Here is a 13,018-nt window from a genome sequence, read left to right on the forward strand (position 1 = left end):
GCGCACCCGGTCCGCCGCCCCCTCGCCGCCAGCCCCGCCGTCGACGCCCAGAACCGGACCTCACATGACAGTGCTTCACTCGCGCAACGCCGACGCAGCCGACCCGGCGGACGTCGCCGACGCCGCAGACGTCAAGGACCCCCAGGACGCCGCCGCGGAGCCCGACCTCCGCGAGGACCTCGGCCGCTACGCCGAGCTCGGGGCCTTCACGCTCACCGCCGAGACCCACGCCTGGTACGCGGCCGTCGACACCGTCGCCACCCCCGAGGACGCCCGCGCGGCCTCCACGGCCCTCGCCGAACTGCGCGGCAGCGACCTCCAGCAGACCTGGGAGGCCGTCCTCTCCCTCGCCGCCGACACCAAGCTGGACGAGCCCGACACCGTCGCCAAGACCGCGCTGCTGGTCGAGATGCTCCAGCGGGTGCACCGCACCTCCGCGGCCCTCTTCCCCGCCGCGTACGACGCCGACCTCGGCGCCCTCGCCGCCGCCACCGCCGACAGCACCTGGCGCCGCGAGAACGGCGTCAAGCTCTCCTGGCTGCGCGGCCGCTCGCTGCGCAAGCAGGCCGTCGCGCTCGCCACCGACCGCCGCATCCGCCGCGAGGACCTGCACGAGGCCCTCACCTCCGCCGAGATCGAGCGCCGCGCCTGGGCCGCGCTCGCCCCGGCCGGCACCCTCCCGCGCGTGCCCACCGACGGCGCCCTGGTCGACCGCACCGCCCAGGCCTTCGAGACGATCAACACCGGCCTGCGCGGCCTCGCCCGCCTGCTGCCCGACCACGACCTCGACGGGCTGCCCTTCGCCGAGCTGATCGACCTGGTCGAGCGCCTCGCCGCCGACGAGGGCACCCTCTACCGCCTGCCCACCATCCGCGGCCTGCGCGCCGGACTCGAGGAGGCCGGCCTCGCCGACCTGCTCGCCGAACTCGCCACCGCCAAGGCCGACCGCCGCGCCGCCGAGGCCGCGTACACGGCCCGCCAGGCGCTGGCGAGCGGGCAGCGGGACGGGCTGGCGGAGAAGAGCGCCGCTGCTGTCGAGGCGGCGCCGGTCGAGGAGCCGGGTGCCGACGACGCTGCCGGTGCTGTGGTCGAGGCCGATGCCGAGGCCGATGCCGATGCCGCTGTCGACATCGACGGTGCGACCGGTACGGAGGAGGCTGCGGTCGAGGAGCCCGGGACCGAGGAGCCGACCGACCGGGCCGACGCCGAGGCGGCTGCCCTGCAGGCGCTGGCCGGCGGACAGCGGGACGGGCTCGTGGAAGAGGCCCCGGCCGCGGTGACGGCTCCGGTGGAGGACGCCGAGGAGACCGCTGCGGCGACTGCGACTGCGGTGGCCGAGGCTGAGGCCGAGACCAAGGAAGAGACCGAGACCAAGGCCGAGGCCGAGGTCGAGATCGAGGCCGAACCGGCGTCGGACGCGGTTGCCGCTGACGACGAGCCGGCGGCGGCGCAGGCTGAGGAGGAGACCCCGGCCGCTGTGGTCTCCCTCCCGGCGCCCTCCCCGGCAGCCGACGACCTGGTGGCCGCCGCGACCGCCGCCCTGGCCGAGGCCGCGGCCGCGGACGAGACGACGGCGGACACGGAGCCGGAGGCTGCCCTGGTCGCCGAGGTCGTCGAGGTCAAGGAGACCGCGGTCGAGGTCGCGGTCGAGGAGCCGGTTGTCGAGGCCGCTGAGATTGCCGTCGACGCCGAGGTTGTGGCCGAGCCCGAGGCCGTTGCGGTGGAGCCCGCTGTCGAGGCGTCGGTCGTGGAGGCTGATGAGCCTGCGGTTGAGGTCGAGGCGGTCGTCGCTGAGGCTACGGTCGAGGCCGAGGTCGAGCCTGTGGTCGAGGCCGAGGCCGTTGTGGCGGAGCCCGCCGTCGAGGAGCCGGCCGCCGTGACTGCCGTCGAGGCCGAGGCCGAGGCTGTGGTTGAGGCCGAGGCCGAGGCTGTGGTTGAGGCCGAGCCCGAGGCTGTGGTTGAGGCCGAGCCCGAGAGCGTTGTCGAGGAGCCCGTCGCCGAGGCCGAGGCTGTGGCCGAAGAGGTGGCGGAGCCGGTGGCCGAGCCCGAGGAGCCCGCCGTCGAGCCCGAGGCCGTCGCCGAGGAGCCCGCCGTCGAGCCCGAGCCCGAGGCCGAGCCCGAGCCCGTCGCCGCCGTCGAGGCGCCCGCCGCCGAGCCCGAGGCCGACGCCCGTCCCGCGAAGCCGGACTTCACGCCCGGCCGCCCCGTGACCGCTTACTCCGCCGACGAGCTGCTCGCCGTCGTGCGGTGGGTGGACGGCGACGGTGCCGAGCGGACCGATGAGGAGCTGCTGCGGGCGGCCATGAAGGAGCTGGGCTTCGCCCGTCTCGGCCCCCGGATCAAGGAGGCGCTGGGCGCCGCCGTGGCCGCCGCGCGCGGCTGACGACGTACGGCCACACAGGCCGAGGGCCCGGGACGCGAGCACGCGTCCCGGGCCCTGTCGTGTTCCGGGGCGCCCTGTGGCGACGTACGCCGGTCCCCAGGTGTCACGGGCGGTCGTCCTACGAGGCGTCCGGACTGCCCGGACCGCCCGGACCGAGGGGGTGGTCGAGGGCGTGCCGCAGTACGGCCGGGGCGGTCACCAGCGACGGTCCGTACCAGGTCAGGTGCCGTCCGCTGACCAGTGCCGCCGGTGTGCCCGGGAACGCCTCCGGGCCGTCCTCGGCGGTGAAGCGGTACGGCTCGTCCGGTAGGACCACCAACTCCGGCTGGCAGGCGAGCAGTTCGGGCAGTGGAACGGCCGGGTAGCGCTCGGGGTGGTCGGCGTGGACGAGCCGCAGGCCCAGGCGGCGCAGCAGGTCCCCGGCGAAGGTGTCGCGGCCGAGGACCATCCACGGGCGGCGCCAGATCGGGACGACGGTCCGGGGGCCGTCGGCCTCCGGGGGCGCGCCGCCGCTCCCGACGGAGGCCCAGGCGGCCTCCGCCTCGTCCAGCCAGGCGGGCCGGGGCAGCCCGCAGGCGGTGGTCAGCAGCCGGTGCAGGGAGCGGAAGGCGTCGTCCAGGGTGCGGATGTCGGTGACCCAGACCGGGACGCCGGCCGCCCGCAGCGCGTCCAGGTCGGGGCGCCGGTTCTCCTCGTCGTTGGCGAGGACGAGGTCGGGCGCGAGCGCGAGGATGCGCGGGACGTCCGGGTTCTTGGTGCCGCCGATCCGGGTGACGGACAGGTCGGCGGGGTGGCTGCACCAGTCGGTGGCACCGACCAGCAGGCCGGGTGCGGTGGCGGCGACCGCCTCGGTCAGTGACGGCACCAGCGAGACCACCCGGCGGGGCGGGCGCGGTCCGAGCCGGACGGGGAGGTCGAGGTCGTCGCGCGGGGCGGTGGGGTCGGCCATCCGGTCAGCCTACGTCCGGCCCCCGGCGAGGGGGCGTACGGACGGCGACCGGCCGCGCGCGGCACCGGAGACCCGCTGCCGGGAACTCGCTGCCGGCCGCGCATCGCCGGAGACCAACCGCCGGGAACCCATCGCCCGGGCCGTCCGACTACCTGGTCCGGGTCCGCAGCACGGGCCCTCAGTACGACCACCCGGTGCCAGGGCCGAGCCCGGTCACCCGGACCGTCACCGAGCACCATCACCGACCAGGAGAGTTGTCATGCGCCCTCGTGTCGTCTGCGGAATCGCGGCCGCCGTCGCCCTGTTCGCCACGGCCTGCGGAAGCGGGACCGGGGGCGGGTCGAGCGCCTCCGTCACCGTCCGGCCCGACGCCGGCGGTGGTTTCCCCGTCACGGTCGCCGACTGCGCGGGCAAGGAGACCACCATTGCCAAGGCGCCCGGCAGGATCGTCACCAGCAACGCCTCCAGCCTGGAGCTGCTGCTCCGACTCGGCGCGGGGGAAAGGGTGATCGGCACCGGCTTCCCGCCCGGCAAGGGCACCCTGCCCGCCGCGCTCGCCGAGCAGGGCGCCAAGGTGCCGGTGCTCGGGGACAAGAGCATCCCCAAGGAGAAGCTCCTCGGCTCCGGCGCCGACCTCTACGTGGACACCTTCGGCGCGATGCCGATGATGGGCGGCGGCGCCACCGGGCCGAGCGAGGAGGAGTACGCGGCGGCCGGCATCCAGCACGTGTACCTGCTCTCCACCGCCTGCGCCGGGACGCCGAAGGCCGCCAAGGCGCCGCGCACCGACCTGGCCGGGATCGAGGAGGACGTCCGCCGGCTCGGCGCCGTCACCGGCACGGCCGCGCGGGCGGAGGAGCTGGTCGCGGGGATGGAGAAGCAGCTCGGCGAGGTCCGCACCGCGCTCGCCGCCGTGCCGGAGGGGCAGCGGCCGAGCTACTTCGTCTTCGACTTCGACGCCGGCACCAAGCAGCCGGTGGCGGTCTGCGGCCGGCAGGTCGCCAACGCCGTGATCACCCAGGCCGGGGCGCGCAACGTGTTCGCCGACTGCGACGCCGACTTCAAGCCCGGCTCCTGGGAGGACGTGGTCGCCAAGAACCCGGACTGGATCCAGCTGGCCGTGCGCAACCGGGGCAGCGAGGAGGCCACCCGCAAGGCCTTCGACGAGGCCGAGGCCTTCCTGAAGGGCTTTCCCGCGACCCAGGGCCTGAAGGCCGTCCAGGAGGGGCACTTCGTCCGGCTCGGCTCCGAGGTGACGACCATCGCGGGGGTGCGCAACGCCGACGCCGTCCGGCAGATCGCCGCGACCGTCCACCCTGACCTCGTCAAGGCCCCCGACCTCGCCAAGAACGGGCAGTAGCCGGTGACGTCGGCCACCGCTCGGAAGGAGCGCGGCGAAGTCCGCCCGGCCCGCATCCTGCGGGCCGGGCCGCTGGCCGCCGTCCTCGTCGTCGCCCTGGTGCTCGCGCTGACCGCCGCCGTCTCGCTCGGCTCGGTGGACGTCCCGGCCGCCGAGGTCTGGTCGGTGGTCGCCCGCCGGCTCACCGGTCAGGCCCCGGAGCCAGGCACCCGTGATCTCATCGTCTGGCAACTGCGCGTCCCCCGTGCTCTGTTGGCGGCCGTGGTGGGCGCCGGGCTCGGCCTGGTCGGCACCGCCGTGCAGGCCCTGGTCCGCAACCCGCTCGCCGACCCCTACCTGCTCGGCATCTCCTCCGGGGCCTCGCTCGGCGCGGTCGCCGCGATCGTCCTCGGCACCACCCTCGGGCTCCAGCTCTCCTTCGGCAGCGCGCTCGGCCTCACCGTCTCCCTGGCGGCGTTCGCCGGCGCGCTCGCCGCGTTCTCGCTGGTCTGGCTGATGGCCCGGCGCGGTGGCGGCTTCTCCCCGCTGCGCCTGGTCCTCGCGGGCATCGGCATCGCCCAGTTCCTCGGCGGCATCACCAGCTACCTGGTCCTGCAGACCCGCGACGAGCAGCAGACCAGGGGCGTGCTGTTCTGGCTGATGGGCAGCCTCGGCGGCGCCGTCTGGGCCCAACTCGCCGTCCCGGCCGTCGCGGTGGCGCTCGGACTGGCCCTGCTCCAGGCCCGCGCCCGGGGGCTCAACGCGATGCTGATGGGCGACGAGACGGCCGCCGGGCTCGGTGTGGACGTCGCCCGGCTACGCCGCGAGGTCTTCGTCGTCACCAGTGTGCTCACCGGGGTGCTGGTCGCCGTCTCCGGGGCGATCGGCTTCGTCGGGCTGATGGTGCCGCACGTGTGCCGGCTGCTGGTCGGCGCCGACCACCGGCGGCTGCTGCCGCTGTCCGCGCTCACCGGGGCGCTGCTGCTGGTCGTCGTCGACACGGTGGCCCGCACCGCCCTGGACGGCCAGGAACTGCCGATCGGCGTGGTCACCGCCGTCCTCGGCGCCCCCACCCTGCTCTACCTGCTGGACCGACGACTGGAGCGCAGTTGAGGATCGCCGTCGAGGACCTGAGTGTCGCCCTGGCCGGCCGGACGGTGCTGGCCGGGGCCAACCTGATCGCCGAGGAGGGGGAGATCGCCGGACTGGTCGGCCCCAACGGCAGCGGCAAGTCCAGCCTGCTGCGCACCGTCTACCGGCACCTGCGGCCCAGCGCCGGGCGGGTGCTGCTGGCCGGGCGGGACCTGGCGGAGCTACGGCCCGCCGAGTCCGCCCGGCACATCGGGGCACTGCCCCAGGAGCGCGGCGGGGACTTCGAGTTGAGCGTCCGCGAGGTGGTCGCGATGGGCCGCACGCCCTACAAGCGGGCCTTCGCGGCCGACGACGCCGAGGACCGCCGGATCACCGCCGAGGCGCTGGCCCGGGTCGGCATGGCCGGGGCCGCCGACCGCCGGTTCGCCCAACTGTCCGGCGGGGAACGGCAACGGGTGCTGCTGGCCCGGGCGCTCGCCCAGCAGCCGGACGTCCTGGTGCTGGACGAGCCGACCAACCACCTGGACGTCCGGCACCAGGTCGAACTGCTCGCCCTGCTCCGGGAGCAGCGCCGCACCACCCTGGTGGCCCTGCACGACCTCAACGCCGCCGCCTCGGTCTGCGACCGGCTGCACGTCCTGCACCGCGGCGCCCTGGTGGCCTCCGGGACGCCGCGCGAGGTGCTGACCGCCGCGCTGCTGGCCGAGGTCTTCGGGGTGCGGGCCGCGGTGGTCGAACACCCGCTCACCGGCGACCCGTTGATCGCCTTCGACCACCGCGCCCCGGCGGCGGCGGAGGCGGCGGAGGCCGCCGCGCCGGGGCGCTAGGTGTTCCGTCCCTTCCCGTACGGGGTCGCGGCCTAGCGGGACTCGTAGTGGCTCGGCCGGCCGTCCCGCAGGACCAGTCGGCCGAGCCGGGCGGCCTCGTCGCTGCGCAGCAACTCCCGCCGGCCGTCGGCGCGGTGGAGCACGGAGGAGTGCCAGGGGGTGGTCCAGCAGTCGGCCGCCGCCAGCAGTCGGATGCCGAACTTGGATGCCCCGGTCGGCTGCGGGTGGATGGAGAGCCGGACGGCGCGCGGGTGGTGCTCGGCGATCAACTCGCCCCAGGCGCGGCTGCGCTGGATCACGCCGTAGGCGCGGCGGCGGCACTCCCGCTGGAGGGCGGAGCGGGTGCCGGTGAAGCCGACGGTGTCCTCGGTGAGGAAGCGGGTGATGCCCCGGTAGAGCCGCAGGGTCTCCTCCTCGGTCAGCACCTGTTCGCGCAACTCCTCGACGCTCGGCGCGTACCGGGCGTGCACCCGGGCGCGCTTCTCGTCGTACGGGAGGTCGCCGAGGACGGCCCGCAGGTCGAAGGTGTCGAGGTGGGCCAGGCCCTCGCGGGCGATCATGGCGGTCAGGGCGTCCGAGTAGGCGTCTATGTGGTCGTCCGGGACGTTGATCAGGTCGCCGAAGATGTGCCCGTCCGAGCAGATCAGGATGCGCGCACCGGGTGCGTGCAGGCGGCCGATCTCGGCGCACAGGCCGTCGAGGAAGGTCAGCGACAGCCGTTCGCCCTCGTCGGGCAGGTGGCCGAGCACCTTCGCGGGGTTCGGCGACTTGCAGGGGAAGCCGGGCAGGGTCAGGACGATCGGTTCGCCGGCGGCGATGAAGTCCGCCAACTGCGCCAGCTGGAGCGGGAAGTGCTCCGGGCGGGCGTCGAACTCCGGGTCCGCGGCGCGGCGGTGCGGCAGCAGCAGGCCGAGGACGCGGGCGGCGAGGGCGGCGGCGGTGGTGCCGGTGTCGGGGGCGGTGGTGTCGGGGGCGCTGGTGGCAGTGGTGAGGGCGTCGGGGGTGATGACGGCAGGGGCGGTGCCGACGGGCGGCATGGTGGGTCCTCCACGAAAGGCGGTGCGGTACGGGTTTCGGGCTCCGGGCGGTCGGAGCCGGACGGTCGGAGCCGGGGCGCGGTGCGCCCGGGGGTCAGCGGCGGTGGTCGTAGGCGACCGGCAGCCGGTTCACCCCGCGGGCCAGGACGGCGGGGACCCAGGCCAGGTCCGCCAGGCCGTCGCCGGGCGCCTCGGCCGGACGCAGCCCGGGCAGCCGGGTGAGCAGGGTGGCGAGGGCGACCTGGAGTTCGGCCCGGGCCAGCGCGGCACCGGGGCAGTAGTGGATGCCGTGGCCGAAGGCCAGGTGGGCGTTGGGCGTGCGGTCGAGGTCGAGGCGGTCGGGCTCGGGGAACTGCGCGTCGTCGCGGTTGGCGGCGCAGAGCGAGACGATCACCGAGTCGCCGGCCGGGACGGTGGTGCCGAACAGGTCGCTGTCCTCGGCGAAGAACCGCCAGGTGGTGAGCTCGAACGCGGCGTCGTGGCGCAGCAGTTCCTCCACCGCCCGGGCGAGACGGCTGGGCTCGTCGACGCCCTCGCGCAGCCGGGCGAGCTGCTCGGGGTGGCGCAGCAGGGTGACCAGCATGGTGGTGATCTGGTTGGTGACCGGCTCCTGCCCGGCGACCAGCAGCTGGAACACCATCGAGTCCAGCTCCGCGCGGCTCAACTCGCCCGCGTCATGGGCGGCGACGAGCCGGCCCAGCAGGTCCTCCTGTGCCGCCCAGCCGGGTTCGCGGCAGTCGGCGCGCTTACGGGCGACGACGTCGGCGATGTACGTCTGGAGGCCGCGCAGTCGGGCCTCGTACGCCGGGCGGCCGGGGTCCTGCGGGCCGACCGGCTGGACCACCTTGCCCCAGTCCCGGTCGAAGCGGTCCGCCAACTCGGGCGGCAGGCCGATGACTTCGGCGAGCACCCGGAAGGGGTAGTGGGCCGCGAAGCCGGCCACCAGGTCCGCGCCGCCGGACTCCGGCAGCTCGTCCACCAGGGCATCGGCCAGCTCCTGGAACCGGGGGCGCAGCGACTCCACCCGGCGCGGGGCGAAGGCGTCGAGCACGAGCCGGCGCATCGAGGTGTGCTTGGGCGGGTCCTGGTGGAGCAGGTGGACCTGGAGCTGCGAGTGCTGGGGCTCGGGCATGATCGACGCGAGTCGGCGCCAGTTGTCGTTGCCGAGGCTGTGGTTCTTCCCGAGACGGGGGTCGTTGAGGGCCGCGTGGGCGGCCCGGTAGCCGGTGACCAGCCAGGCGTGGATGCCGCTGGGGAACTCCACCCGGTGCACCGGCCCGGCCTCGCGCATCCGCTGGTAGAGCGGGTACGGGTCGCGCTTGTACTCCGGACCGTACAGCGGGACGGGGGAGGGCAGCCGGTCGTACCCGTACGGGCAGCGCGGGGCGTCGTCGGTGGCGGCCGGGTCGGGGATCGTGTCGGTCATCTGAAGCGGTCCTTCGGTGGGGAGGGGGTGGTGGTGGGGTGCGCTCGGGCGGGTGCGGCGCGGCGCGGTGCGGTGCAGTGCGGGGTTGGGCGGTCAGGGCCTGGGGCGGCGGTGCAGGGCGAGCAGCGCGACGGCGGTGGCCGCGACGAGGGCGGCCAGGGCGATTCCGGCCCGGGTCCCGGTGGTGTCGCGGGCCCCGGCCAGGGCGGTGGCGGTCGCGAGGGCCGGGCCGAGCGCGAAGCCGAGGCTACGGGCGAGTTGGACGGCGGAGCCGGCGGTGGCGAGCTTCCCGGGTGGGGAGGCGGACATCACCAGGGCCTGGGTGGGGCCGCCGTTGAGGCCCATCCCGGCGCCGGCGAGGGCGAGCCGCGCGGCGATCTCGGGGGCGGACCAGCCGGTGTCCAGCGGGACGAGCAGGGCCAGGCCGAGGGTGGTGACGGCGGCGCCGGTGAGCGCGGTCGGGCGGGCGCCCCAGCGGTCGGCCAGCCGGCCGCCGACCCGGCCGGCCAGCACCATGCCGAGCGGGAACGCCAGCATGGTGAGCGCGGTGGCGGTGGCGCTCTCACCCCGAGGGCCGCGCAGGTGCTGGGCGAGCAGGTAGTGGCAGGCCGCGAAGCCGGCGGCGAGCGCCAGCACGGAGGCGTTGACCCCGGCGGTCCCGGCGGCCCGCAGCACCTCGGCCACCGGTCGGCCGCCAGGGCGGCGCAGCCAGAGCAGCACCAGCGGAACGGCGGGCAGGACGAGCAGCAGCCACAGCGCGGACTTCGGGGCCAGGGTGAGCCCGAGCAGGACGGCGGCCACGGCGGCGCCGATCAGCGCGGCGTCGCCGAGTGAGGACCGGTCGGGCGGCCGCAGTCCGCCGCGGCGCGGGGCGTGGCGCCGCACGATCAGCACGGCGGCCAGGCAGACCGGCAGCTTCACCAGGAAGATCGCCCGCCAGCCCAGGTGGTCCAGCAGCAGACCGCCGATCACCGGCCCGGTGACGGCGCCGAGCGGACCGAGCGTCGCGGGCACGCTCATCGCCCGGCCGCGCAGCTCGGGCCGGACGGAGGTCGCGGCGAGTACCGGCATCAGGACGAAGAGCACGGCCCCGAAGGCGCCTTGGAGCAGCCGGGCCGCGATCAGCCAACCGGCCCACGGGGCGCAGGCGGCCAGCACGCTGCACAGGGCGAAGCAGCCGACCGCGAGCAGCAGGGCTGAGCGGGTGCCGACCTGGTCCAGCCAGCGCCCGGCGGGCAACAGCAGGGCGACGAGCGGGAGTTGGTACCCGAGGACGGCCCACTGGGCGACCCCGGGGGAGACGTGCAGGCCGGCCGAGATGTCGGTGAGCGCGAGGTTGACCACGTTCATGTCGAGCATGGCGACGAAGGACAGCAGTCCGGCGGCGACGACCAGGCTCCAGCGGTCCGCCGGTGGTTGCTGACGCTCCGTCAGAGATGAGGCGGTCGGGGTTGGTTGCGCCGTCATGAAGTCCCTCCGTCTCCCGTGCTGCTGTACCGGACGCCGCCTCGGCGGCGGGGTCCGGTACAGCAGTCGGTGGCGAGGGGGCTCCGGTTCCGAACACTTGGGGGATTTCTTCTCGATAGCCGGAAGCTGACGGCTGGCGGCGGACAACGGACAGATGACAGACGACAGCTTTCAGCGAACAGATAACAGATTTCGAAATCTGTTATCTGTTCGCTGTCAGTTGTCCGCCGCTGCCCGCTGCCCGCCGCCCGCCCGCCGCTCAGCAGGCGGTCGCGAGCTCCCCGGCCTCGGCGGCGCGCAGGCGTGCCACCAGCTCCTCCCGCGCCCGGGCGACCCGGGAGCGGACGGTCCCGACGGGGCAGCCGGCGACCTCGGCCGCCTCGGCGTAGCTCAGGCCGACCACCTGCGTCAGCACGAAGGCCTCGCGCCGCTGGGCGGGCACCCGGTCGAGCAGGTCGCCGAGCGCGACGCCGTCCTCGAACCCGGCCGTCGGTGCGCCGCCCTGCCGCTCCGCCGCCTCCTGCCAGTCCGGCAGGGCCGCGCAGCGCGGCCGGGCGGCGGCCATCCGGTACCGGTCGATCACCGTCCGTCGGGCGATCGACAGCAGCCAGGTGCGGGCGGAGGAGCGCCCCGCGAACGCGGGCAGGCCGCGCAGTGCGCGCAGGAAGGTCTCCTGTGCGAGGTCGTCGGCGGACTGCACGTCGGTCAGGTGGGCGACGAAGCGCCAGACGTCCCGCTGGGTCGCCCGGACGAAGGCCTCGACGTCGGCCGCCCGTCCGGAGCGGGCGGTCAGCGCCAGTGCGGTGAGCTGCTCGTCATCCACGGCGGCCCCCTGTCCGGCCGGTCCCGGCGACACGGCCATGCGGGACGATGGTCGTATGAGATGCGCGCAGTTCCGTACCGCTCTGTCCGCCCGGCTCGACGGCGAACCGAGCGGTCTGCCGGAGGTCCGGCTGGACAAGCACGTCGCGCGCTGCGCCGGCTGCCGGGAGTGGCTGGCCAGGGCCGAGCAGCTGCACGGCCGGGTGCGGGCGGACGCCACCGACGGGCCCTCGCCCGAGTGGTCGGCCCGGCTGCTGGCCCGGCTGGGCGAGGGCGGCCCCGAGGGCCGTGCTCCGGACGGACCGCAGTCCGTCGAGCGCTAGGCGCGGTGGGCGTGCCCGGCGGGGCGGGCGCGTCCGGGGGAGCGGGAACGGCGGGACGGTGGCGCCGGCCGGAGCCGGTGCGCCGTCGAAGTCAGGCATGGGAAGGTCCCGAGGGGAAGGCGGGGAGCGGCACCGCGCAGGGCGGCACCGTCGGCGTCCATGGGCAGCCGCGCGGCACGCCGGCCCTGGGGAGGCGGGACGGCGGACGCGGGCCCGCACCCTGACGGCACGACGGCGCGGGGCGCGGCCGTACGGCAGGGCGACCTGCCCGTCGCGGGGTCCCGGTGGCCGGAGGTGGCCGGGCGGGGAGAAGCAGCGGCGGGCGCGTCAGCAGGCGAGGGCGAACGCCGGCGGCCCGCGCCGGACCACGGCATGCGTCAGCAGCACCGACCGGGGCGGCCGGGCCCGGTCGTCGGCCGGGCGGGGCGGTGCCGGGGCCCGGTAGCCGAAGGGGCGCGCGAACAGCGCCAGCAGCGGGAGCAGGAGCGCGCCCGCGACCACCGCGCCGAGCGCACCGAGCAGCTCGAAGAGCCGGACCAGCGCCGCGTCGCCGCGCCAGAGCAGGAGCGCGCACGCCAGCGCGGCGAGCACGTGGGCGGCGGCCATCCCCGGTGACATGCCGTGGGACATCCCGTGCGCCATGTCGTGCGCCGGTCCTTGCGCCGGTGCGCTCACCAGGTCCTGCGCCGTGCCGTACGACCCGCCGCCGTGCAACGCGCCGTCGGGCATCATGTGCGGTCCGTCGGGCATCCCGGTCATCCCGGGCAGGCCCGCGTCCACGGCGGTCGCGCCCGAGCCCCCGTGGTGCGTCCCGGCCGCCGGCCGCAGACTGCCGGTGGCCGGCGGGACGTCCGGGTCGATGCCCGCCATCCGCGCCAGTTCGACCGGGGAGAGCCCGCCGGGCGCCCGGTCGGGGTTGCAGAGCAGGAGGGCGGCCCAGTCCGTGGTGGCGAGCCGGCCGAGGCCGCCGCCCCCTCGGGAGAACGCCGCGGCCTGTTCGAACAACTGGTGCAGCGCGGTCTGCGCCACGACCATCCAGAGGCTGATCACCCCGAGTCCGCGCCGCTTCCCGGCGAGCAGCCAGGTCAGCCCGAGGACCGCCCCGAACCCGCCGGCCAGCACCGTCGGAGAGACTCCGGATCCGGCCATGGCGACGTGCGCGGTGGCGGCCATCGCCACGCACAGCGCGGCGAAGACCACGGCGCGCAGCAGGCGGATCCGGTCGGTCATCACGATGGCACTCATCGTCGCACCCGCCCTGCCCGGCCCGTAGCGCACCCTCCGGTCATGGCCGGTTCTGTGCCGTGAGACCATGCCCGGCCGCCGGCCCCCGGAGCCCGCCGGATCACCACC

At 75.8% G+C, this 13,018-nt stretch carries 11 protein-coding genes; 5 read left to right on the forward strand and 6 right to left on the reverse strand.

The window, feature by feature from the left end; all coding sequences use genetic code 11:
* Nucleotides 1–64: 64 nt before the first annotated feature.
* Nucleotides 65–2,383 (forward strand): hypothetical protein, encoded by a 2,319-nt coding sequence (locus tag AMK13_RS46040; RefSeq protein ID WP_074004187.1) that lies wholly within the window; start codon nucleotides 65–67, stop codon nucleotides 2,381–2,383.
* 118 nt (nucleotides 2,384–2,501) lie between these two features.
* Here AMK13_RS46040 and AMK13_RS25205 read toward each other — a convergent pair whose 3' ends face one another.
* Nucleotides 2,502–3,332, reverse strand: a complete 831-nt coding sequence (locus AMK13_RS25205) for a helical backbone metal receptor (RefSeq protein ID WP_079272426.1) — start codon at nucleotides 3,330–3,332, stop codon at nucleotides 2,502–2,504.
* A gap of 259 nt (nucleotides 3,333–3,591) precedes the next feature.
* Here AMK13_RS25205 and AMK13_RS25210 point away from each other — a divergent pair, with 259 nt between their 5' ends.
* The 3 genes from AMK13_RS25210 to AMK13_RS25220 are packed head-to-tail and all read left to right on the forward strand — an operon-like array spanning nucleotide 3,592 to nucleotide 6,590.
* Complete coding sequence (locus AMK13_RS25210) at nucleotides 3,592–4,692, forward strand: ABC transporter substrate-binding protein (protein ID WP_079272427.1); 1,101 nt, start codon at nucleotides 3,592–3,594, stop codon at nucleotides 4,690–4,692.
* Between the two features lie 3 nt (nucleotides 4,693–4,695).
* A complete protein-coding gene (locus AMK13_RS25215; protein ID WP_074004188.1) occupies nucleotides 4,696–5,784 on the forward strand; it encodes a FecCD family ABC transporter permease in 1,089 nt (362 codons plus the stop codon).
* Nucleotides 5,781–6,590: an ABC transporter ATP-binding protein gene (locus AMK13_RS25220; protein ID WP_074004189.1), complete on the forward strand. Its 810-nt coding sequence runs from the start codon at nucleotides 5,781–5,783 to the stop codon at nucleotides 6,588–6,590. The genes AMK13_RS25215 and AMK13_RS25220 overlap by 4 nt, the downstream gene beginning before the upstream one ends.
* A 32-nt stretch (nucleotides 6,591–6,622) precedes the next feature.
* On the opposite strand, the gene AMK13_RS25225 is transcribed toward AMK13_RS25220, so the two are convergent.
* The 4 genes from AMK13_RS25225 to AMK13_RS25240 form a co-directional block, all read right to left on the reverse strand.
* Nucleotides 6,623–7,627 carry an L-tyrosine/L-tryptophan isonitrile synthase family protein gene (locus AMK13_RS25225; protein WP_079272428.1) on the reverse strand — a complete coding sequence of 335 codons (1,005 nt, stop codon included), beginning with the start codon at nucleotides 7,625–7,627 and terminating at the stop codon, nucleotides 6,623–6,625.
* A gap of 94 nt (nucleotides 7,628–7,721) precedes the next feature.
* Nucleotides 7,722–9,053 (reverse strand): cytochrome P450 family protein, encoded by a 1,332-nt coding sequence (locus tag AMK13_RS25230; protein ID WP_074004190.1) that lies wholly within the window; start codon nucleotides 9,051–9,053, stop codon nucleotides 7,722–7,724.
* Nucleotides 9,054–9,146: 93 nt separating this feature from the next.
* Entirely contained in the window at nucleotides 9,147–10,520 is a 1,374-nt protein-coding gene (locus tag AMK13_RS25235; RefSeq protein ID WP_074004191.1) for an MFS transporter, read from the reverse strand.
* Nucleotides 10,521–10,779: 259 nt separating this feature from the next.
* Nucleotides 10,780–11,382: a sigma-70 family RNA polymerase sigma factor gene (locus tag AMK13_RS25240; RefSeq protein WP_074004192.1), complete on the reverse strand. Its 603-nt coding sequence runs from the start codon at nucleotides 11,380–11,382 to the stop codon at nucleotides 10,780–10,782.
* A 16-nt stretch (nucleotides 11,383–11,398) separates the two neighbouring features.
* Here AMK13_RS25240 and AMK13_RS45165 point away from each other — a divergent pair, with 16 nt between their 5' ends.
* The gene (locus tag AMK13_RS45165; RefSeq protein ID WP_074004193.1) at nucleotides 11,399–11,665 is read left to right on the forward strand and encodes a zf-HC2 domain-containing protein; all 267 of its coding nucleotides are present in this window, start codon (nucleotides 11,399–11,401) and stop codon (nucleotides 11,663–11,665) included.
* 327 nt (nucleotides 11,666–11,992) lie between these two features.
* On the opposite strand, the gene AMK13_RS25250 is transcribed toward AMK13_RS45165, so the two are convergent.
* Nucleotides 11,993–12,910 carry a hypothetical protein gene (locus AMK13_RS25250; RefSeq protein ID WP_074004194.1) on the reverse strand — a complete coding sequence of 306 codons (918 nt, stop codon included), beginning with the start codon at nucleotides 12,908–12,910 and terminating at the stop codon, nucleotides 11,993–11,995.
* Nucleotides 12,911–13,018: the final 108 nt, after the last annotated feature.

The sequence above is a fragment of the Streptomyces sp. CB02056 genome (genome assembly GCF_001905545.1).
Lineage (GTDB): Bacteria > Actinomycetota > Actinomycetes > Streptomycetales > Streptomycetaceae > Kitasatospora.